The 22560-nt window shown below is 64.5% G+C and carries 17 protein-coding genes and 1 pseudogene; 8 read left to right on the plus strand and 10 right to left on the minus strand.

The features are described from left to right. A pseudogene (locus Q0H50_RS02705) lies at positions 1-556 on the plus strand (hypothetical protein); the annotation flags it as partial. Between the two features lie 272 nt (positions 557-828). After that, complete coding sequence (locus Q0H50_RS02710) at positions 829-1128, plus strand: YerC/YecD family TrpR-related protein (RefSeq protein ID WP_042432493.1); 300 nt, start codon at positions 829-831, stop codon at positions 1126-1128. A gap of 98 nt (positions 1129-1226) precedes the next feature. Here Q0H50_RS02710 and Q0H50_RS02715 read toward each other — a convergent pair whose 3' ends face one another. Then, complete coding sequence (locus tag Q0H50_RS02715) at positions 1227-1931, minus strand: NUDIX hydrolase (RefSeq protein ID WP_294419103.1); 705 nt, start codon at positions 1929-1931, stop codon at positions 1227-1229. Between the two features lie 1021 nt (positions 1932-2952). On the opposite strand from Q0H50_RS02715, the gene Q0H50_RS02720 reads away from it, so the two are divergent. The 5 genes from Q0H50_RS02720 (at position 2953) to Q0H50_RS02740 (ending at position 8702) form a co-directional block, all read left to right on the plus strand. Continuing rightward, positions 2953-3402, plus strand: coding sequence for an Hsp20/alpha crystallin family protein (locus Q0H50_RS02720; RefSeq protein WP_294419105.1), 450 nt, complete (start codon positions 2953-2955; stop codon positions 3400-3402). Between the two features lie 836 nt (positions 3403-4238). Next, entirely contained in the window at positions 4239-4847 is a 609-nt protein-coding gene (locus Q0H50_RS02725) for a cytochrome c3 family protein (protein ID WP_294419106.1), read from the plus strand. Next, positions 4837-6582: an FAD-binding protein gene (locus Q0H50_RS02730; protein ID WP_294419108.1), complete on the plus strand. Its 1746-nt coding sequence runs from the start codon at positions 4837-4839 to the stop codon at positions 6580-6582. Before Q0H50_RS02725 ends, Q0H50_RS02730 begins: the two co-directional genes overlap by 11 nt. A gap of 120 nt (positions 6583-6702) precedes the next feature. Further along, complete coding sequence (locus Q0H50_RS02735) at positions 6703-8142, plus strand: helix-turn-helix transcriptional regulator (protein WP_294419110.1); 1440 nt, start codon at positions 6703-6705, stop codon at positions 8140-8142. A 35-nt stretch (positions 8143-8177) separates the two neighbouring features. Further along, positions 8178-8702 carry a metallophosphoesterase family protein gene (locus Q0H50_RS02740; protein ID WP_294419113.1) on the plus strand — a complete coding sequence of 175 codons (525 nt, stop codon included), beginning with the start codon at positions 8178-8180 and terminating at the stop codon, positions 8700-8702. 315 nt (positions 8703-9017) lie between these two features. On the opposite strand, the gene ngr is transcribed toward Q0H50_RS02740, so the two are convergent. After that, positions 9018-9629, minus strand: a complete 612-nt coding sequence (ngr, locus tag Q0H50_RS02745; protein WP_294381248.1) for a nigerythrin — start codon at positions 9627-9629, stop codon at positions 9018-9020. A 421-nt stretch (positions 9630-10050) separates the two neighbouring features. Here ngr and Q0H50_RS02750 point away from each other — a divergent pair, with 421 nt between their 5' ends. Then, positions 10051-10527, plus strand: coding sequence for a YbaN family protein (locus Q0H50_RS02750; protein WP_294419116.1), 477 nt, complete (start codon positions 10051-10053; stop codon positions 10525-10527). Between the two features lie 295 nt (positions 10528-10822). On the opposite strand, the gene Q0H50_RS02755 is transcribed toward Q0H50_RS02750, so the two are convergent. The 8 genes from Q0H50_RS02755 to Q0H50_RS02790 all read right to left on the minus strand — a co-directional run. Next, positions 10823-12211: a Gx transporter family protein gene (locus Q0H50_RS02755; protein WP_294419119.1), complete on the minus strand. Its 1389-nt coding sequence runs from the start codon at positions 12209-12211 to the stop codon at positions 10823-10825. A gap of 18 nt (positions 12212-12229) precedes the next feature. Continuing rightward, positions 12230-12631, minus strand: coding sequence for a NusG domain II-containing protein (locus Q0H50_RS02760; protein ID WP_294361758.1), 402 nt, complete (start codon positions 12629-12631; stop codon positions 12230-12232). 17 nt (positions 12632-12648) lie between these two features. Next, positions 12649-13713 (minus strand): FAD:protein FMN transferase, encoded by a 1065-nt coding sequence (locus Q0H50_RS02765; RefSeq protein ID WP_294419121.1) that lies wholly within the window; start codon positions 13711-13713, stop codon positions 12649-12651. 21 nt (positions 13714-13734) lie between these two features. Further along, positions 13735-14682 (minus strand): 4Fe-4S binding protein, encoded by a 948-nt coding sequence (locus Q0H50_RS02770; RefSeq protein ID WP_294419123.1) that lies wholly within the window; start codon positions 14680-14682, stop codon positions 13735-13737. A 1-nt stretch (position 14683) separates the two neighbouring features. Then, positions 14684-15118, minus strand: a complete 435-nt coding sequence (locus Q0H50_RS02775) for an FMN-binding protein (RefSeq protein WP_294419125.1) — start codon at positions 15116-15118, stop codon at positions 14684-14686. A gap of 37 nt (positions 15119-15155) precedes the next feature. Then, the gene (locus Q0H50_RS02780) at positions 15156-16727 is read right to left on the minus strand and encodes an FMN-binding protein (RefSeq protein WP_294419128.1); all 1572 of its coding nucleotides are present in this window, start codon (positions 16725-16727) and stop codon (positions 15156-15158) included. A 125-nt stretch (positions 16728-16852) separates the two neighbouring features. Beyond that, positions 16853-20788 (minus strand): penicillin-binding Tp47 domain C-containing protein, encoded by a 3936-nt coding sequence (locus Q0H50_RS02785; protein WP_294419130.1) that lies wholly within the window; start codon positions 20786-20788, stop codon positions 16853-16855. Positions 20789-21084: 296 nt separating this feature from the next. Beyond that, positions 21085-22560: hypothetical protein (locus Q0H50_RS02790; RefSeq protein ID WP_294419131.1), on the minus strand; the 1476-nt coding region annotated here is incomplete at its 5' end.

Below are 22560 nucleotides of genomic sequence, written 5' to 3' on the forward strand. Positions count from 1 at the left end.
CAACTGCCTCATCCAAATCAACGGCGGCTATCTGGTGGTCGATTCCGTCGGCGATGCCATCGACAGCAACGGCAACGTCGAGGTGACGGGCGGCGTGCTGCTGGTCTCCGGGCCCACCAGCGACGGCGACGGCGCGTTCGACTACGACGGCAGCGCGACCGTCAGCGGCGGCGCCGTGCTCATGGTCGGTTCCACGGGCATGGCGCAAAGCTTCACCGGCGGCACGCAGGCCTTCGCCATGACCTCGGCAAGCGGCGAGGCCGGCCAGAGCGTATGCGTGGTCGACGGCAGCGGCAACGTGGTGGCGTCGCTCACGGCCACGAAGCGCTTCGGCATGGTGCTGGCGTCCGGCCCCGCTTTTGCGGAAGGCGGTGAATACACCCTGGTCATCGGCGGTGAGGTGGCGAATGCCAACGCCGACGGCTACACGGATTCCGGCACGGTGAGCGGCGGCAGCGAGACCTCCGTCACGGCCAGCTGCACAGCGTCCGCAGGCATGGGCGGAGCCAGCGGCATGGGCGGCATGGGCGGCCCGGCCGCAGGCGGCGGCAAGTAAGAGATCCGGACCCGACAGGAGCCTCCGTCCCCAGGTGACACTCGGGGACGGAGGCTTATCTGTCAAGTTTTCCCTTGCTCGTCCCCGCCAACCGCTCTCGTGGTAGTTGGCGTTGCGCTTGGTCGGGCGGATAACCCTCCGTCCTCATGTGTCCGTGTCGGGGCTTCGGCGTGCCGCCGTTTGCGGCGGGGGTTTGCGGAGTTCTCAAGCACTCCACCATGATGGAGTACAATGAATGCAAAGGACCCGGTGAATCGGAAAGGCGATGCCGAATGAGCGAGCTGAGAACCCCCGAGGTGGAGGATCTGCTGACCGTTTTCTCAAAAATCCAGGACAAGGACGACATCTTCCTGCTGCTTGAAGATCTGTTCACCATCCGCGAGATCCGCGAAACCTCGCAGCGCCTGGCAGTTGCGCGCCAGCTCGACGCCGGCAACTCGTACGCCTCCATCGAGAAGGCCACGGGCGCGTCGGCAACCACCATCGCGCGCGTGTCGAAGTGCCTGAGCTACGGCGCCGGCGGCTACACCATGGCGCTCAACATCCTCGACGATGCCCGCAAAGGGAAGTAGGTCTCGCGCCCGTCGCGAGCTTATCGATACGGCTGTCTCGAGCCCGCCGTCCTCGTTCGAGGGCGGCGGGCTTTCGCGTTCCGACCGTAAAGTGCGGGCTACTTCGCGTTTCGCGCGAAGATCTCCAGCACCAGTTGCAAACGGGTGCCCAGCGGCAAGGGGTTCTGCTTGAGGAAGCGCGGCACCTCGCGAAGCGGCAGCGTGAACACCTCGATAAGCTCGCCGTGCTCGGGATGAGCTGCTTCGTCCTTCTCCACCTGGGCGAACACCGTTTGCACGCTTTCGTCGCTCATGCCGGTGGACGAATGCCCGGCCTGCGGCAGCAGCTCCACGGCGCCTTCCGGGATGTCGGTGCGCAGGCCGTAGCCCGTTTCCTCGCGCAGCTCGCGGTCCACGGCGACGGGCAGGTCCTCGCCGGGTTCCACCAGCCCCGCGGGCAGGCCAACCACCCAGCTGTTCAGCGGATAGCGGAACTCGCGGATGAGCACCAGGTTGCCGTCGCGCGTGATCGGCACGATGGACACGGCGTCGGCGGTACGCTTGCCGCTGGCGCCGGCCGCCTGCTCTGCCGCGGCGACGGCGGCGGCGCCGAAATCTTCCGCGCCCTCGTCGATGGCCGCGATGGCCGTGTTGCTGCGCGCTTCAAGGCGCGCCAGCTCGGCGCGGTACGCTTCCAGGCCCTTGCGCGAGGCCGCTTCATATATGTAGTCGCTGCCGTCGGGCAGCACGTACGTGAGAATGTATTTCTTGATCCAGCCGTCGGATACTTGCTCGATGTGCTTCAGCTGCGGGGTTTCGCGCATGACGGGTTCCTTTCTGTCGATTAACGACATGGTAGCGCAAGCGCGGGCGCCCTTGCGCGGCACGCGCGGCGGAGCGGGGAAGCGCTGTTGCGGCGAGCGGCGGCAGGCCCTGTTGGGCGGCGGAGCGGGGAGGCGCAGGCTTGGTTGGGCGGCGGGTCCGGATGGGGCGCGTGCACGTCAGGCGTCGGGCTCGATCGCGCAGCGAGCGGATTTGCGCCCGAGCGCTTCCCCGCCTAAACGCAGGACCGCCGGGGTGGGAAGCCGCGGCGGTCCTCTGCGATGCGGGGAGGGAGACCCCGCGTTGGGTTTCGCTGCCTCGGGATGGGAGACGAGGCAGCGAGGCGGCGCCGATGGGAAGACGGCGCCATGGGAATCGGCGGGGTGCGGGCGGGAATCCCGCGCCCCGCGTGCCGGGCGGGAGTGGGAGACTCCGCCTGGCCGGATTGCGGATGGGAGAGCGCGATCCGTAAAGGGAAGGGATAAGGAACGATTCATATAGTAGGTGCGCCGCCTGAAAGAAGCCTTAAAGAAGCGTGAACGCCCCGTGAAGATGCGGCGCGGGCGATGGTCTCGAGGCTGCGCGATGCTTGGGGCTGCTCGCCGCTCCGCGTGATGCTTGCGGGCTGCTTGCCGCCCCGCGCTTCGCTTGCCGCTCGGCTTTCGGCGGTCGCGCGGTTTGCGGCCCCGCCGCCCGATGCTCGTCGCGCGGCTTTCGGTTTCCCTTCACCCCTCAAGTTCCCGCATCGTGACGCGAAAATGACGCGAAGGTAACGCGTTAGCACTCTCACTTGCAGAGTGCTAACGCAGGGTCTATAACGATAACTGTTCAAAGGAACGGCCCCTGAACGGGGCCGCAACGAAAGCAACCGAAACGGCGGCGGAACAACCTGCCGGCCCGTTCGCAAGCTTGACGGCCGTTGCGCAATGCGGCGCAACAGCCCGCCTGGCAAGCGAATCGGGCAAGGCGCCCGACCGGGGATCGGCCGGCGCCGGGCAGCACGCTTCGCCCCAAGAAACGGAGATGACGATGATGTCCATGTTGGTACCCCGCTCTAATCGCTTCTTTAACGACCTTATGACCGACCCGTTCGACAACTTCTTCGGCACCATGGCGGCGCCGAGCGTGAAGACCACGCCGAACCTGATGCGCACCGACATCCGCGAAACCGAGAACGGTTTCGAGCTGACCATCGACCTGCCGGGCTTCGACAAGGAAGGTGTGCAGGCCGAGCTGAAGGACGGCTACCTGACCGTCACGGCCGAAACCAAGCAGGAGACCGAGGATAAGAAGGGCACCTACGTGCGCCAGGAGCGCTTCAGCGGCAAGTGCAGCCGTACCTTCTACGTCGGCGACGACATCGAGGAAGGCGACATCAAGGCCAAGTTCGACAACGGCACCCTGCAAATCGACGTGCCGAAGAAGATCGCCAAGCCCGAGCCCGAAACCTCGCGTTCCATCTCAATCGACTAGCCGGGTCGAGCGCATTCAGTCGATCGCGAGCGCTGCTTGCCTTGACGCGGTTCGCAGTTCCTGGTTGACGACCCTTCGGTCCCCCTGAACCTTTTCTCAACTCTCGCCTCCTTACAGAAAGCCCCGTCGCGGTACACCCGCGGCGGGGCTTTCCGCGTTTCGGGTGCTGTTTTGCGGCTTCCTGCCGCTTTTAGGGGCGCTTGAAGGGGTCGCGCTGACCCAAAGGGCGATACGTCTGCGTTTGAATGGGGTTGCGCCGAGTATAGCGAGTCTGCAAAAACGCGTTTGCCCAGGTGAGAAGCTTGCGCCATTTGGCTTATACCAGGCAATCCATCCTCAAGCGCAGACGTATCGCCTCTTAGCGGAGCCTGCGTTGCATTCGCTGCCGGATAGGCGCTCTCGCGACCGTGCCAACCTCGCATTTTCCGACTTCGGGACGCTTGGGGACGGTTCCTTAACGGTCGCATGGGGGATGCCGAGGGCGTATGCTTTGCGGTCGCATGGGGGATGCTCGGGGTCGCCTAAGTGTCCGTTCGAAACCTTCAATCCATTCTATACCCCGCTCTCACCTGGGTAAACGCAAAGTTTACCCCGCGGGGGTACTAGGCGTGCGCGCCTATGCGGGCGCATGATGTGCGCGTTGGGTGGGGCCGTGGAGGGCCCCGCGGCAAGTCCGGCGGGTGGGGCACGGCGCAGCGCATCGCTTCCGCCAGCATGCGGCCGCCGTCCGGTTGCAGGTGCTGGTGCGCGGCCGCTATCCGGTCGCAGGTGTACCCCTCGAGTGTCGTCGCACCCGCCGGACTTGCCGAAGGTCTCAAAGAAAAGGAGAGGAACGAATGGCTGAAGACGAGAAGTTCTCCCAGCCCGGTGAGGACGCGCAAGCGCCTTCCCCGAAGCGCAAGGCCAAGCGCAGCTGGATCATCGGCGGCGTCGTGGCCGCGGTGATCGTGGTGGCGGGTGCAGGTTTCTGGGTGTGGCACGAGACGCCCAGCTTCTGCAACGCCATCTGCCATAGCCCCATGGACAGCTACGTGGACACGTACTACAGCGGCGACCAGGGCATGCTGGTGACCGCGCACGCCGAGGCGGGCAACAACTGCCTGAGCTGCCATGAGCCTGTGATCACCGAGCAGGTGGGCGAGGCCATGAAGTGGGTCTCCGACGACTATCCCATGACCGCCGACGGCACGAAGCTGGCCGAGGGCGCTGAAATGGCCAGCGAGGAGTTCTGCGCCAAGAGCGGTTGCCATGACATGGACGACGTGGTCGCCAACACCTGGGGCTTCGATGGCAACGGCGAAAACTTTAACCCGCACAGCAGCCACCAGGACCTGGCGCTTGAGTGCGGCGACTGCCACAAGGCTCACGAGAAGAGCGTGCTCATGTGCAACCAGTGCCACAACCTGAACATGCCCGAGGGATGGGAGGCCCCGAATGCAGCATAACGGATTCGATCGTCGTACTTTCCTCAAGGGCGCCGGCATCACCGCCATCGGCGCAGCCGCCATGGGCGCGCTGACCGGCTGCGGCAACGGCTACACCGTCTCCGCCGGCGAGGAGCCGGTAAACGCGAGCGCCGGCCAGCTGCCCGGTGCACCCAGTTGGCTGGGTCAGGCACCTGAGGTCGCCGAGCGCGACATCACCGAGACCATCGACGTCGAGGTGCTGGTCGTGGGCTGCCGCACCGCCGGCCTGCCCGCCGTCATCTCCGCCGCCGAGAACGGCGCAAAGGTGCTCGGCATCGATCGCACCCCTGGCGTTATGTCCCCGCGCCAGGACATCGGCGGCATCGACTCGAAGCTGCAGCTGGCCTCGTTCGATGAGTTCCCGCAGTTCAAGATCGACAAGATGGAGGCCATGGAGGACATCGTCCGCTACGCCAACGGCTTCATCGACTACGATCTGGTGAAGCTGTGGCTGAACGAATCCGGCGACCTGGTCGACTGGCTCACCGAGATCATCGAGCGCGACGGCCGCTTGGTCATGAATTTCGAGGGCTCCGTGGGCACGGAGGGTCAGGGCGCGCGCGACAAGGCGTGGGCCGTCGGCCATAGCCCGGCCAAGACCGCCAAGGGCAAGGAAGACAAGAACTTCCACTTCGGCGTGTCGCTCAAGGAGTACGCCGAGGAGAAGGGCGCCGAGTTCCGCTGGTCCACCGAGCTCATCAAGTTGGAGCAGGACGAGAACGACCGCGTGGTCGGCGTCATCGCCCGCGACGTGAAAGACCGTCACTACATTCGCATCAATGCCCCCAAGGGCGTCATCCTGGCGACGGGCGGCTACGGCAACAACCTGGAGATGATGGAGGCGCGTCAGCCTTGGAACCAGAAGGTGCGCATCGCCCTCGCCCTCGACGGCAAAGGCGGCAACCCCACGGGTGACGGCATCAAGGCTGCGATGTGGGTTGGCGGCCAAATGGATCCGCTGGCCTGTGCGTGCACGTTCAACCGTGCGGCAGTCAAGCCTGATGAGAAGGCGGGCGATGGCGTCGTTGGCGAGTGGTGGTGGTTCGGCGAGCAGCCGTTCATGAAGGTCAACCTCAACGGTAAGCGCTTCTGCAACGAATCCGGCCCGTACGACTACATGCTGCACTCCACGATCATGCAGCCCGGTCATACTTACTGTGACATCTTCGACAGCGACTACGCCGAGCAGGTCAAGCAGATGAACGAGGTCGGCTGCTGCCGCCTGTACCCGTTCGACAACGGCAGCCCGACGAACAAGAGAATCGACCAGATGCCCGAGCAGTTCTTCGAGCCGCTGCTGGAGAAGGGCTATCTGCAGAAGGCCGACACCCCCGAGGAGCTGGCGCAGAAGCTGAACATCCCGGTGGACAACTTCGTGGAGACGTTCAACCGCTACAACCAGATGGCGGAGAACGGCAAGGACGAGGACTACAACAAGGAGCCCTACCGTCTGATGCCCCTGAAGACGCCGCCGTACTACGGCATCCGCACGGGCGCATGGTTCCTGGCCACGCTTGATGGCGTGCGCATCGACACGAACATGCACCCCTTCCGTGAGGATGGTTCCGAGATCGAGGGCCTGTACATGGCAGGCGACTGCTCGGGCGGCTTCTTCAGCGTGAGCTACCCGAACCTGTTCACGGGCCTGGCCTGCGGCCGCACCATGGTCGAAGGCCGTCGCGCCGGCATGTTGGCAGCTACCGGCCAGGCGTAAGGCCTGCGGACGCCCTGCGAGCTCGCTGGTCGCGAACGCTCGCTGCGCGCTAACCTATGAAGCGCCGTGCACCTTCGGGTGGGCGGCGCTTTCGCTATTTGACCATGATAGAATGCGGGCATGACTGAAGAGAATCTACATACCGATGCCGATCGCGCCGTCATGCGCGGTCTGTTCACGCCGGCGTTCTGGTGCTCGTTCGTCGCGCTGTCGCTGGTGCTTTCCGCCTCATCGTTCAGGAACGTGTCGGTGTTCCCGTTTTTCGACGGGGTGTTCACATACGCGCGCGATATATCCATCACGGCAAAGGCGATGTCCCTCATAGTCATTGGCCTGCTGGCGACCTTCCGACCTGCGCTTTTGCATGTACGTGAGCTGAACGCGGGCGTCCTTGGCCTCATGGTGATAGGCTGTGCCCTCCCGGTGGCGCTGGGATCGGGCAATGCTCCGTTGTTGGTGCTGACATCGTGCGCGTTGGCGGTGCGCGACGCATGGTGCGTGTTGATCGCGGGCATCGCCGCGTCGCGGCTGTCCCCTGCTCAGGCTAGCGTGCTCATCCCGCTGGCGTTCGTGGCGCAGGTTGCGTCATCGGCGTTCGCATGGCTTTTGCCCGTGTGGGCCGGCACGGTTTTCTTTCTTGCAGCGCCCTTCGCCGCGTGGGCCTTGTCATGGCGCGATGCGCGCCCGGTGCTCGAGCAGACGCAGGCCGGCGAGGCGCCGCACGACTTCTCGGTCACGCGCCCGTCGTCGTTTCTACCGCTGGCCAGCCAGCTGTTCGTGTGTCTGTTCCTGTTCCGCGTGGCCTTCGGCTGCTCGCTGCGCTTCGGCGAAGTCGGCGGCGTGCCGCTGTCCTCGTTCTTCGTGATCCTGCCCGTGGCCGTGGTTGCCGTCTGGGCGCTCCTGTCCGAGAAGCGTTTCCCCGCCGATCTGCTCGTACAGGTGTCGGTGCTGTTCGTTGTAGCGGGCTTTTTGGCCATGACCATGGATCTTCCGCGTTCGAGCACCGTCACGGTGCTGCTGCTGTCCACCGGCAATACGTTGTTCGACATGGTCGCCTGGGTCGTGCTTATCGCGGTGGCGTCGCGCAACAGCCGCGGCGCGGTCGCGGCCTTCGCGTGGGGCCGTGGCGTCTCTAGCCTGGGCTCAACGTTGGGCGCGACGCTCGGCGTGCGCGCAAATGTGCTCGCCGGCATGGGCACGCCGCTGTTCGATTTGTTCGCTGCTGCGCTGATCTTGCTGTTCGTGGGTTATGCGCTCATCGGGCTGAGAAATTTCAGCTTCCGCGAGGTCATCGACGGCGTGACGCCGGTCGAGACGGCGGTGGTCGAGGCGCCGAAGGACACGTTCGACGAGCGCTGCCAGGCGCTGGCAGGCCAGTACGGCCTCACCCCGCGCGAGCTCGAGGTGTTTCAAATGCTCGCGCGCGGCCGCGACCGTGCCTACATCCAGGAGCAACTGGTGGTATCACGCAACACGGTGAAAGCCCACGTCAAGCACATATACGCGAAGCTGGACATCCATTCGCACCAAGACCTGATCGACCTGGTTGAGAAGGAGTAGGGCGCTGTTCGCCCGAAGGAGAAGGTGATGCTTCCATGAAGCTGGTTGGATTGATCTCGGACACGCATGGACGCCTGCCCGATGCGGCGCTGGGCGCCTTGGTGTATTGCAACCACATCATCCATGTGGGCGACATCTGCGACCCTGGCATCTTGCGCGAGCTGCAGATCATGGCGCCCACCACGGCGGTGCTGGGCAACAACGACTACGACGAGTACGGCAAGAACGTGACGCGCTTCGCCCATCCGGTCATCGACGGCGTGCGCTTCCTGGTGGCGCACTACCCCAACGACGCGCGCATCGGCTTCAACGGCTCGCGCGCCATCGCGCCGGGCGACCCGCTGCCGCAGGTGTGCGTGCACGGGCACACCCACATCCCCGAGATCCTCACCGGGCGCGACGCATACCCGGCCAGCCTGTTCATCTGCCCGGGAAGCTGCAGCCGCCCGCGCGGAGGGTTCCCGGCGTCGGTCGGTTTCATCGAGCTGGAAGCGGGTCGCGTGCGAGCTGCCCGCGTGGAGTCGCTCGACGGCGAAGTGCTGCTGGAGATGGGGAAGTAGATAGCGAAAAGGCCGCCCGGTGGGCGGCCTTTGCGATGCTGGTTTCTTCTTATCACTCAATTACATTTTCACGGCTTGCTTCGAGGCTGAAACCGTCTGACCTGGGAAAACGCAAATCGAAGCCCCGGATTCTACTTATCACGTACTTATCATCTACTTGCCTTGTTCTTATCAGAAGCTGGTAATTGCGGATGAATTTCCGCGTGCGAGCTGCCCGCGTGGAGTCGCTCGATGGCGAGGTCCTGCTGGAAATGGGGAAGTAGATAGCAAAAAGGCCGCCCGGTGGGCGGCCTTTGCGATTCGTTTGTTTGCAGCTTAGAACTGCTTGAACACCTTGGCGGGCGCGCCGCAGATGGGGCAGTTCTCGGGGGCGGCGGAACCCTTCTCGATGTAGCCGCAGCCCGGGCACAGGAAGTAGGAGTCGTCATCGGCGGCGTCGATGTTGTTGTACGCCTGCAGGTACAGCTCGGCATGCACGGCTTCGGCCAGCTTGGCCTTGGTGAACACCTGAACGGCCTTGTCGTTGCCCTCCTCCTGGGCCTTCGCGATGAAGCCCGGGTACATGTCGGAGGTCTCGAAGATCTCGCCGTTGGCGGAGGCGATCAGGTTCAGGTCGATCTCTTCCAGCTCGGGGGCGTCGGCCGTGGGGCGCTCGTAGCCCGGCTCAAGCTCCTCGACCAGGCCGGCCTCCAGGCGGATGTGCACCTGCTCGGCGGCGCTGGTGGCCTCCCACAGGCGGCCCAGCTGCTCGTAGCCCTTCTCCTTGGCAAGCTTCGCGCAGGCGGCGTACTTGGCGGAAGCGCCCGTCTCGCCGCACACGGCGGCCTTCAGGTTCTCCAGCGTGGTGCCGACCTGGCAGGTTGCGCCGGCGACGCGGTTGAAGTTGGAGGAATTCTCTGCGGTGGGCAGCTCGGTGCGCTTATTCATGGTGATACTCCTTCTCGTCTGAAGTAGTGGTTCCGTTTGGAATCGTTAATGAGAATTAATCTCAATAGCTATAGAATACCCGGCCCTCCGCTCGAGCGCAAGCGCCAATCGCCCGCAACCGCTCAGCTCCGCACAACCGTCACACGGATAGCCATGGGTAACTTCAATGTGGCCATCATGAGGCGCGGTTGCCGGGGCCGGGCAAAACGACGCAGTCTGCCTTAAAGCGAAGCCGTTGATTCGTGCTCGATCGGGGTTTTGCCGTGATGCCTGGTGAGTGGCCCGAATAGCTCAAGGCGGCCGCTGGCGATAATAGGAGGCAGCTGGCGCCAAAGAGTTCGCCTTGGTTGCCTCACTGAAGAACCCGTGGTAAACTTCTCAGGATTTGTTAGCGACTAGAAACAGTTAGCGAGCGTGAGGCGTGAACGAGCAGATTGCCTTGATCGAGCAGGCGGCGTCTTCCGGCCCGGCATATGCCGATGCCGTCCGATCGGCGGAAACGGCATGCTCGGGCGGCAGCAATCGTGTCAGTCAGACCCTGTGGGCCGTCGGCGGCTTCCTGTGCTTCGCGTTGGGGATGGTCGGCGTGGTGCTGCCGATCCTGCCCACCACGCCGTTCGTCCTGGTCGCGGCCTTCTGTTTCGCTCGCAGCTCCACGCGTCTGAACGATTGGTTCAAGGGCACGAAGGTGTACAAGCAGGTGCTGGAAGGCTACGTGACCAAGCGTTCCATGACGCTGCGCGCGAAGCTGACCATCCTGATTCCGGTGACGGTGCTGCTGACCATCGGCTTCGCCCTGATGGGCCGCGTCCTCGTCGGGCGGATCATCCTGGCGGCGGTGTGGCTCGGCCACATCATCTACTTCGGCTTCATAGTGAAAACCGACAAGCAGGCATAGGGGTCTGCGCCGGCTGCAAATCGGATGCGGTCTCGGCCAAGCCAGCTTCCTCGCAAAATCGAGCCATCATTGCGCGGTCGTTTCGCCGCGCGTTCCTACCTTCCGCGCTTTCTCTCCGCGCTCTTTCGCGCAAAACACAGTGGCTCCGAACCGGCAACCCCGGACTTTAAAAGAACGGCTTCGCATCTCCCTCGCGTCAACCGGGCTCTCTCCGCGCTCTCTTCGCGTCCAGCGGGGCGGTCCCAGCCCGGATAGGGGCCGGTCGTGCCGGCTCCGGAAAAGCCGGCCGCGCCGATCATCGCAACGCCAACTCAATGAGAAGGAGCGCAGCCGCCAGCGCAAGGGCCGCCCAGTCGACGCCTCGAAGGCGGTAGCTGCGCAGGCAGGTCCGCGAAGCGCCGACGGCCCCGAACGCACGTGCCTCGACCGCATACGCGAGCGATTCCGAACGGCGCAGAGCGCCGGCGAACATGGGGACGAGGGCGGATACGAGCGCAAGGCCGCGTTGCAGCACGCCGCCGTTTGCGAAATCGGCGCCGCGCGACATCTGGGCGACGCACACCTTGTTGAACTCCTTCGTCAGCGTGGGGATGAAGCGCAACGTCATGCTCATGGCCAAGCCGGCGGACGCCGTCCGCACGCCGAAGCGGCCCAAGGGGCGCAGCATCAGCGAGAACCCGTCGGTGAGCTGCGTCGGCGACGTGGTGGTCATGAGCGCCGACGTGCCGAGCAGCACGCAGACGAAGCGCAGCACGTTCTCGATCGCGCATGATATCCCGCCCGCGGTGATCGTCGCCGGGCCTGCGCACCAGATGACATCGCCCGAGTTCACGAACAGCGTGTCGAAGACCAGGACGAAGGCGATAAGCCATGCGAACGGCTTCAAGGAGCGCAGCGCCGCACGCGCGCTCGAGCCGGAGGCCGCCTGCACGGCCATGGCTGCCGCAAGCAGGATAAGCAACGCCGGCGCGCCCTGTGCGGCGAACGTCGTCGCGATGAACAGCACCGCGAAGATGATCTTCGCGCGCGGGTCCAGCTTGTGGGCGATCGTCGTTCCGCGGCGATAGGCCCCGAACGTCGCAACGTCGGCGGCAAGCGGCGTGAAGCCTCTCCCGTTCGAGGGCGTCCGCCTTTTCATGCGAGGTCGTAGAAGCTCGAGGCTCTCGGCTGCATACGGGCTGTCGGGCTGCGACGCCAGCACGCCCGCCGCAACGGCGCCCGTGACGAAACCCGTGGCGCATGCCGCCAAAGCGAGCGGCGGCAAGCTGAGCAGCACCGATGGCGTTCCCAGCAACAGGGCGGCAACCGCGATCTGGCCCGCATTGTGGAGGATCGCCGCCACCATGCACGTCGCCACCGCGCCCAAGCCGGGGATACGGGAAACTGCCGCGCTCCCCGCGAACGCGAGCGCTGTGCCGCCCAGGCTGTACATGAGCATCATCGGCGATCCGAACAGGAAGCCCGATGCCATCACCTTCACCACCGCAACCGCGGCGGCGGCGCGCATGTCGAGCCCCAAGAGCGCCACCACCACCGCCACGTTCGCCAGGCCAAGCTTCACGCCTGGCAGCGCCACGGGGAGCGGGATCATCGTCTCGATATAGCTCAGGACAAGCGCGAGCGCGCTCAAAAGCGAGATGCGCGCAAGGCGCTGCGTGGCGATGATGCGGGGATTTACGGCCATGGCGAAGCGTCCGACCCGCTATTGCCCGACGACATCGTAGGTCGATCCGGCATCCTCGTCCGTTATGTTCACGACGAGCTTATGCGGAAGGCATACGATCTGCTGGCCCGCCTTCGAGATCCAGCCCTGCTCGACGCAGTCTTGGTTGGGGCAGTCGGCCTCGCTCACGCGCACCTTGCCCGCTTGCACCTCGATCACGTTCGTGCCGGCGCTCGAAGTCACCGTTAGGGCGTCGTCTTGGGAAAGCGGCATCGTGAATGTGTTGCCGTCGGCGTCTTGGATGACGGCGGTCCGCGCGTCCACCGCGCTGCCAAGCGCGTTGGCGGCCGTGGCAGCGGCCAACGCAACCGCTACGATGACCAACACTGCAACGACGTTGAGCTTCATCCGCCTGTATGCCTTCTTTTGAGCAACCGTCATGTTGCATCTGCCTCCTTCTATTCGTTCAGGAGCGTGAACCCGGAGCCGTCCGACGCCGTGGCCGTATCGTTCATATCCACCAGCAGGCCGCTGAAGCGCTCGTCGGAGTTCAGCAGCTCCATGGCCTTGTCGTGCCCCATCAGAAACAGCGTGGTGGAATACGCATCGCCGTCGGTGGAGCTGTCGGACACGATCGAGGCGCTTGCCAGGTCCGTCTTCACCGGATAACCCGTGCGCGGGTCGAGGATGTGGTAGTACAGCACGTCGCCAACGGTGAAGCTGCGCTCGTACAACCCGCTTGTGACCAGGGATTTATCGCGTGCCGGTATGCTTGCGATCACGTCGTTCGCCGTGCCGTTGGGGTCTTGCACGCCAACGTTCCAGTCGTCGCCGCGGAAGCTTTCCCCCAGCACGTAGACATTGCCTCCCAGGGAGAGCATGGCGCTTTCGCAGCCTTCTTCCCGAAGCATGGAGACCAGGTCATCGGTGATGAATCCCTTTGCGATGCCGCCAAGGTCGAGCATCGCATCGGGATCGGCCAGCGTTACCGTGGTGCCATCGACCGAGATCGCGCGGTAGTCGACGTGCGTGACCGCCTCCTCGATCGCGTCGTCGTCGGGCTTGACGCCCTCGACGAAATCCCAAAGGCTGGAAACGGCGCCGATGCTGATGTCGAACAGGCCGTCCGAAGCCTTGGAATACGCAAGCGATGCCTCGATGCACCGCGCCGTTTCCTCGGAGACCTCCACCGGCGCGCCGTGCGCCTGGTTGATGTTCCAGATGTCGCTGCCTTCCTTCGTGCGCGAGAAACGGTCTTCGAAGAACTGGCAGCGCTCGGAGATGCGGTCCATCAGCTCGGGCGCGCACAGCGCGCTGATCTGGATGACGGTGTCGAATAGGAACAGCGTGAGGGATTGGACCTCGTAAGCTGCGCTATCGGCGGCATCGTTCGCGGCCGCGCCGTCGTTTCCGTCGTTTTGCCCCGCCGAGCAGCCTGTCAGCCATGCGGGCGCGGCCATCGCGCACATCGAGCTCGCCGCAAGCATGAGAAACCTTCGGCGCGAGAGCATTCCGTTCTCCATCGACCAAATCCTTTTCGTTTCCTATATGAACAACCAGCACAACGCGAAAAGCGCTGCCGCCTTGATCAGCACCAAAGGGACCTCGGTGCCGCGTAGACGCACAAGATAGTCCTTGACCTGGGCCTTTTTGGCGCCAGGGGCCTCCGCCAGGTTCGATGCCGCCGTAGCGCTCGGGTTGGGCACGCGCAGCATCGCCACGTTCTCCAGGGGGCATCCGTCGGCGCATCGGCCGCACGAGATGCACTCGCCCGCGGCAAGCGCATCGGGGTCGGGGTGCACCGACACCGGGCACGAACGCTTGCACAGCCCGCACCCTTTCGCGCAGCGCGTGGTATCGCGGCGGAAAGAGGAGAAGGGGAGCACCGGCAGCAGGCTGAACACCGCGCCGAGCGGGCAGAGGAACTGGCAGAAGAAGCGCTCCACAAACAGCATGCCGAGCGCGATGGCGCCGAGGATGGCGAACGCGCTCGCCGCAACGCCGTCGACGTTGCCGGCGATGATGCCCGCGAACGCCGTCCAGGGGCTGTACCCTGATACGCTCGACCACGCGCCCGCGACGCACAGCCCGCAGATGGCGACCAGCACCAGGTATTTCAGCAGCTGCAGCGTGCGCTGCAGCTTCGGGGGCAGAAGCGGTTTCCTGACGCCGATGCCCAGCTTCTTGCGCACGGGGGAGAACAGGGCGAACAGGGCGTCGCCCAGCGTTCCGAACGCGCAGGCGTAGCCGCAGAAGAAGCGGCCGAACACCACGGTGAATGCCAGCACCGCCGCCAATGTGACGATAAAAGCGCTCAGCTCGATCGGCTGCATGGCTCCGATCTGGGTAAATGCGTATTTCACGCCGTTGAACGCCGCGCTGAACACGGCAGGGAACGCTATGAAGAACGCAATCTGCACCGCCCAGCGCACCCCGCGATCCAGGAGGAGGCGGCGATGACGTGCCAGGGCCTTCGTCTTGATCTTCGCCATGTTATTCGCCGTCCTCTTCCGATGTCGCGGCGCCTACCTGGCCGGAGCTGCTTGCTTCAAGCGCCTGAACCGTGCCGTTGATGATGCCGGCCGACGAGAACGTGGCGCCCGATACCGTGTCCACGTTCGGCGTTTGCTTGGCCAACATGTCGTCGATGAGCTTGACGGCCTGCTCCAGGTAGGGGCCGTCCTCGTTGGGGGCGTCCACGACCTGAACGGCGTCGATGTAGCCGTCCTTCACGGTGACCTGCGTGGTCACCGGCCCGCCGTATCCTTGGGCGGTGCCCGTGAACACGCCGTCGACGGCATATGGCCCGCGGGTTGCCGCGCGCTCGGCCTCTTGGATCTGCTTTTGAACCATGGCATCGGCGGCGTTGGCGTCGGCGGCCCAGAGGCTGAAGCCGACCGCCAACGCTCCGATAACCGCAACGTTCACGGTTTTCGCTATAAGGTTTCGCTTGCGTACGAGAAGGTTAAGCACGGTCGGCCCCGCCTCCGTTGTTCGAGACGCTGCCCGTTTCGCCCTTCCCAGGCGCAGCGCCCGAGCCGCCGGCATCGCCGGTTGCGGCGTCGTCTGACGGATTCGCCTTCTTATAGGCCTCATTGGCCAGCTCGAGCGCCTTCTCGTATGCCTTCACGATGGCCTTCGAGGAATAGGTGGAGCGGGACACGACGTCCACGTTGCTTGGGGCCGCGTGCAGATCGATCAGCTGCTCGACGACGCCGACGTACTCCTTGCCGCGAACGACGCGTCCGAACGCCGCCCAATCAAGATACGCATCGTTCGACTCGTCGTATTCCTCGAGCACCGCGTCCTCGTCGGTCGCCTTGTTCGTCCCGTGCACGTCCTTGATCGCGGATGCCTTGCCGTTTTCGACCGTAACGGTCATGGCCAGGTAATACGGCTCGAACGCGTCGGGGTCCTCGGTGTTCTCGCACTTCACGTACACGGTGTAGTCCCCGTCAAGGTAGCGGGTCTCGGTTTGCCCGCCCTGAGAAGGCTCGTCGCCGTCGGGCTTGCTCGGCGAGTCGCCGCTTCCCGTGTTGCCGGAATCGCCGGAGGGTTTATCCGTTGCGGCGTTGTTGCCGCTTTTGACCGCCGCTTGGCGCAGGGCGTCCTCGACGGCGGCCAAGATGCCTTCGGAGGAGAACGTCGCGCCCGATACCGTGTCGACCGCCGTCGTCTGCTTATCGACGACGGTTGCGATCAGCGATTTCGCGCGGTTGAAATATGCGGCATCGTCGTCTTGGGAGAGGACGTCTATCTTGGAGATCTTCCCTCCTGCGATGGTCACGGCCACGCGAATGGTGCTTTTGTAGCCTTCTCCCTCGCCGTAGTAGGTGCCATCGGCGTAGCCACCTGCCGGCACTTCGGTCGGGTTCAGCGTTGCGTGGCTTTTGCCCGAGGCGGTGGATGCCGGGGCGGATGAGGCGCCCGTGTCCGATCCCGTCCCGCCAGCGGCCTTCTCAAGAGCGTTCTTGATGGCGACGAGGATTCCCTTCGAGGAGTAGGTTGCCCCTGAAATGGTGTCCACCGACGTCGATTGCGCTGCGATGACCGAGCTTATCAGCCCCTTCGCATTGCTGAAATACGGCTCATCGTCGCCCGCGGACACTATTTCGATTGCGACGATCTTCCCGCCGCTGATGGTCACCGCCACCGTGATGGTGCTTTTGAATCCCTGCCCGGAGCCGGTGTACGTGCCGTCCTTCAGGTTGGAGGCATCGATCCCGTAGTCCGCCGCGCTATAGTTCGCGTCGGTGGCGGGCTGCGCATCCTGGCGTTCCGCCGTCACCTCGACGGGCTTGATCTCGGCCGTGGCCTGCTCGGTCGATGCGTATGCGTCGGGGTTGAACACGAGCGGCTGGTATTGCGCCACGACCAGCGCAACGGCCACGCCCGTCAGCACCGACGGCATCAGCAGGCCCGCCGTGGCCGCCTTCCGCGGCAGCGCTGCGTGCTTGCCCGCCCCTTTCTCCTCGTTTCCCGGCGTTGCGCCGTGCGTCTCCGCCTCGGCGCGTTCTTCGGTCTTTCGATCCGTCACGGTCTTCGCTTCTCCTTTAAACGGCCTTATGGCGGAGCCCGGGCTCCGCCATAAGGTGCAATGCATCGCTTTGGCGCAGGTGGCGAATATGTCTTCGCCACCTGCGCTTTCGTGTTGTGCGGAACCTACTCCCGCGTGCGGCGGCGCATGAAGCGCGCCACCGCGGCCAGCGCGGCCGCGCCGATGGCAGCTGCGCCCGTTGCCGCTATCGGGGCGACGTCGCCCGTGGTGGCAAGGCCGGAAGCGGCGCCTGTGTCGGTCGCGCTCGCTGCCGCGCCGTTGCCGGTGCCGGTGTCAGCTCCGTTGCCGTTGCCGGCGCCGTTCGTCCCGGTCCCGGTGCCATCTCCGCTACCGTTGCCGGAGTTATCCGTTCCGGTGCCGCCTGCGGGCGGATTCTCGACGGTCGGTTTGGCCAGCTGCTCGCGGGCCTGCTTCACGGCGGCCGTTGCGGACTCGACGTCGGCGGCGGATGTGTTCTCATCGCCGAAGAGCGCCTCCGCGGCCTTCACGGCCTGCTGATACGCGGCCCAGCTTTCGGACGTGTAGTCGGCTTCCTTCAGGTTGGAGCCGGCCTCGATCTCCGCGCGCAGATCGGCAAGCTGGTCTGCGGTGGGGGTTGCGGCAAGCGCGGCCTGGGCGCCCTGCAGCGCCGAAAGCGCGTTGGCGACTTCCTCGTCGGTGGCGGAAACGGATTCGTTCACGCCTTGAGCGGCCTTAAGCGCCGTCTGGAAGGCAGACCAGCTGCTTGCGGTGTAGGCGTTCTGGCCGTTGTCAAGCTTCAGGGCGGACTGGATGGTGCTTTCAAGCGCAGCTTTGTCGGCGACCTTGGCATACGTGAACTGCAGGTTGCTGGTGTAGCCCGTAGCGACGACTTCGACCTCGTATGCGCCGTTCGCGGCGAACACCAAGGAACCGTCCTTGTTCGCGGCGGCAAGGTTCAGGGAGCCGTCCTCGTTGATGATCTTCACGGCGCCCTTGCCCTGCGCGTTGTACACCACGTTGTTCACCGTCACCTGGGAGATGTTGCCCAGATAGTTCGCAAGGTCGTTCTCGCTCGCGCCCTCGGCGGCGGTCAGCTTCAAGCCGGAAGCGTCGAATGCGGCAACGCTCTTCGCCGTGGTCAGCGTGAAGGACGCGCTCAAAGGAGCGTACTTGCCGTTCTTGTCGGTGACCGTGATCGTGTACTCGCCCGGCTGCGTGCCGGCCGGGATGCTCACGACGCTGTTGTACGGTCCGGAAGAGGCGCTCGACACCTCGACATCGCCGTTCCATCCCTCGATGCTGTATTGCGCGGCGAACCCTTCGGGCAGCGTCGGGTTCATGCCGATGAGGGAGGTCTCGTCGAGCGAAGCGCTTTCCTGGATGGAGATAGCGCCTTCATCTGCGGAAACCTTGACCGGAACATACTGGTCCATCGCCACGGTGTAGGTGCCTGTGGAGGTGTAGAACATCACCGACTTGATGGTCTTGCCCATCATCGACGTGTAGTGCTGCGAGCTCAGCGGGCTGCCGTGAGACTCGGTCACGAAGCCGCAGCTCCAAGCAAGCTCCTTGCCCTTCCAGATGTTCTCCAGGGCGCGCATGCCGTAGCCCTCGATGGCGCCGGTCCCATCGGCAGCGTTCACCACGGCGCCGTACACGACCGCCTGGTTGCCATCGGCGTCAAGCATCTGCTCGCGCAGGTTGTCGAAGTCGATCTCGTAATCGCCGTACTTGCTGTCGGTGATGAACTCGGCGGTGACGTTCGCGAGTTCGGTGGCTTCCTTGCCTTCGACCGCGCTGAACTTCAGGTTGCCTGATTCGTCAACCGTGACTTCCTTGTAATTGGCCGGCTCCTCACCATCAGGCAGCACGTAGTACGAGTAGCTCGGCGCCTGGAACAGGGCATCGCGACCGGAATAGGTCGTGGCGGACGTCTTGCCCTTGATGGAGGTGGTGATGTCGACGGAATCGGAATCCGTCACGCGCTTGAACTTCGACCAATCGATATTGTCAGAGCCTACCTTAACGGCAAACGTGGCGCCCGTGATGTCGCTGCCGTCAGCGTTCACGTGATAAGAGCCGGAAACCAGCGACCCGGCCAGCGTCTTCTGCTTTGTAGCGGACGTCACCACGTCCGTGCCAGAGTTGTTCTGCTCCGCGGCGTAGAAATCGCTGTACGGGATGTTCATGAGCACGTACGAGCCAGCCTCAGGATACAGGCTGACCAGCGCGTCAAGCGCACCTTGGAGGTGCGTGATCTGCTCGGCGGCTTCGGCTTCGCCAAGGTTCTCCTTGGCCAGCAGGTCCTTGGTCTCGGCGGTCTCGGTCTCGATGGCCGAAGCGGTCCAGGAGTCCTCGGTGTACTTGGACTTATCAAGCGCGGCGGCCTTGTCGTACAGGCTTTGCAGCTTCGCCTTCGTCTCTTCGGTCACAGGATCCTTGGCGCCGACGATGTTGTCCTCGGTTGCCTGGAAATCCCAAGAAGCATCGGCATAGCCGAGTGCATGCACCGTAACGGTCCAGTAGCCGGTGCCGTTGGTGCCGGCAGGAAGCTGGCAACGCAGCGAGTCGGTCAGGCCAAGCTGGATGCCCATGGATTTGTGCATCCAGTTGTCGGCGGCGAACTTCGTGCCGAACGTGGCAAGCGCGTTGGTGCGCGTTGCATCATCGCCGTAATACGTCCAGGTCACTGCCTGCATGTTGGCGCCAAGATCGCCGAATCCCTGCGTGAAGTCAACGCGAAGGAACTCGCCGTAGGAACCGGACGCGTCCTTGACGGTTGCGCCCATGTTGGCCAGATCGGCGGTCTTGAGCGCCTGGTCCTTGATGCCGGAATCCGTGCCGGCGGCCGCGGCGGAGAAGCTGCAAGAGCCATCGGAAACGGTGACGGTCTTCAGGCCGTTGGTATCGGCGTCGACGTCGGCAACCAAACCGGAGTACGAGGAAAGCTGCCCTTCGCCGTAGCCGCCGGCCAGCGTCTCGCCGTTGGCGACAAAGCTGTGGCTCGCCTTAAAGGCGTCCAGGTCGGAGGTCTTCACCTTCACCGGCACGTATTTCAGGCCCGTGACCTCGTAGTCCTTCAGGGTGTAGGTGGCGCCGTCAGCAGTCATGCTGCCGCGATCCCACGTCACGGTCTTGCCGTCGGTAGTGGTGAAGGACTTGCCGTCGGCAGCCCAGGTTGCCAGCTCGAACGTTGCTCCCTCGTTGGTGTAGATGGTGGCCATGCACTGATAGCTGCCACGATGCAGGCCGTGATTCGCGGTTGCGCGGGTAACGGCATCGAACGCGCCCTTGTCGGCCTCGCTGCGAGAGTCAAGGTCGCTGGAAGATTCCGCGGACCCTGCAGCCTGAATTCCCTCGGCCGCCCAATATTCGGCCCAGGTCAAGCCTGCATAACCGTAGGTGTACTCGCTTTCGGCCGGCTTCGCGTTCTGCTCGTCGTAGGCTGCCTGCAGCGCGTTGTCGACCGCGGTCTTGATGGCGTTCGAGGAGATCGTCGCCGTGGTGACGGCGTCGATGTCACTGGTGTTGCCGGCTTTTTCGATCTGGCTGACAACGCCCTCGTAAGACGCTCCTCTTTTCTCGTAGCCGTTAACGGCCCTGTTCATGCGGTCCCAGTCATCGTCGCCAAGAGCGCTGTAGTCCGCAACCTCGACGTTCGTGATCTTGGAGCCCGCGACGGTCACCGCAACCGAGACGTTGTAGCTCTCGACGTTCCATTCGTCCCCCTTGTTCAAGGGATCGTTGGAGTCAGCCACAGCCACGCCCTGGTACTTGCCGTCTGCGATTTTGGTCAAATCATAGGATGCTTCTTGCGCGGAAACGGACTTTTCGCCCCCCGACAAGGTATAATCCTCGATTGAGCTAGAAGACGTTTCCGCGTCTTCGCTCGCTAGCGGGGCAGCCGTTTCAGTGTTGGTAGCATCGGAGCCGGCTGCCCCTTCTATTTCGCCGCCGTCGGTTTGGGCGAGTGCCGTCACCGGGGTTAGCGACAACGTGAGCGCCATGGCCATCACGCCTTTGGAGGCATTGCCTCCAGCCGTGGCCAGGACCCGTCGAATCGCGTTGCGTTCGATCATCCCGTTTCCTTTCTTCGATTGTCCATGCGGATGCGTTTCCCCGCGCCTATACCATCTGGGGTTCGCTGGGGCGAAGCTGCGGATCGGGCCTCCGTCCCAGCTGCGATGACCGGCGATGGTGTATGCGCGGGTTAACTAAATTGTAAGGATAACCCATAGCTAACTATGTTTGCCATATAAAACATAGTTCCCCTACATAGCTTTCAGCTTCGTTCTCGGAACTGCTCGGGGCGTGGTTTTCCAATGCGTGCCCCTATGCAAAAGGCCCCGCGTTCGCGGGGCCTTTCAGCCTGCGGTTATTTCGTTTTCCATACCTTTACTCGGCAGCAGTTCACGGCCTCGCCGCCGATGGGCGTGTAGTCGATGTTGGAGTACGTGACCACCGTGTCGTTCTGGCCGCTGGAGGCCAGCCACTCGCCGTAGTCGTCGGCGCCGTTTTCCGCGGACAGCGCGAAGTAGCGCTTGCCCTGCAAGTCGACGCCGCATACGGCGCTCGTGGACTTCACCATCAGCCAGTTGCCGCACCATGCCGGCGCGGTGGTGGGCGTGCGGTCGAAGCGCAGCCACTTCTGCGCGCTGTAGCCGCCGCTGCCCGGCGACTCGGCGGGGGCGTACGTGCCCAGGCTGGCGATGCCGTCGCCGTAGCTGTACGTGGCGTCGAACGCGAACGTGAAGCCGGTCTTGCCGTAGCCCGCCTCGAGCGGCTTCATGGATGCGGGAAGCGTCAGCGTGTCGGTGACGTCGCCGTTCTCGCTCACGCGCGTGAGCTCGTAATACGACGATGCGCCGGTGACGCGCGGCGTGATGACCACGCCGTCGCCGGCCGCGTACGGCGCCGTTGCCATGCGGCCGGCCGACTCGTACACCACGTTGACGTCCGAGCTGCCCATGGAGGCGCTTTTGAGCTGCGCGATCTGCGATGCCGCGGTGACGGTGCTGTCGGCCTGCGGCATGACCTGCCAGAACGCATGCCCGCCCACGGCGGCGATGGTGGGGGTCTCGAACCGATCGGTGGACCCCTCGTCGAGCTGCTGTATGTTGGAGAGCGCGTCGCCGTTGGAGTTCAGCTTCCCGGCGAAGATCCGCCAGGTGCCGTCCATGATGTTGGCCTCGGTCCACACCATGCCCTGCGAGGTGCAGCGCGCGTCGTAGATCTCGAAGCCCTCGTCCTGCCCGCGCGCCTTGTCCAGCACCACGGCCGACGTGCCCGACGACAGGGCCAGCGTGGCCACCTGCGCCAGCGGCTTGGCCTTTTCCGTGGGGATCAGGCAGCAGGCGAACTTCGAATCGTTGCACCAGACCAGGGAGCCGTAGGGCAGGTCGTAGGAGCCCTGCTGCTCCGCGCAATCGTCGGCGTTCTCCACCTGCGACAGGTCGGAGATGGTGAAGACGGCGTCGTTGGGCACCTTCAGCGTTTGGATGTCGGGCGTGGAGGAGTCCTTGCCGCCTGCGACCGCGGCGATGCCTGCGCCTGCGGCCGCCAGCACGCCCACGCCGAGCGCGCCCAGCAAAAGCCCGCGGCGCGTGATGAGCGTTTGGGCGCCGTCGCCGACGGCAGGTCGCGGGGTGCCGCGGCCGGTGGGGGAGCCGCCGGAGATCCCGATGCCGCCCAGGCCCGGCGTGCCGGAGAGCGGGGTGGGGGTGGCGGCGCCTACGTAGGGGCCGGTGTCGCGGCGCGCGCGGCCGGCCGCGGCGCGCTGGGCGCGCACCTGGGTGCGCTGCGCGGTGCGTGCCGCAGGTGCTCCCGCCTTACCGGCGGCCCGGGGTGCGGA

Source organism: uncultured Senegalimassilia sp. (genome assembly GCF_934632265.1).
Classification (GTDB): domain Bacteria; phylum Actinomycetota; class Coriobacteriia; order Coriobacteriales; family Eggerthellaceae; genus Senegalimassilia.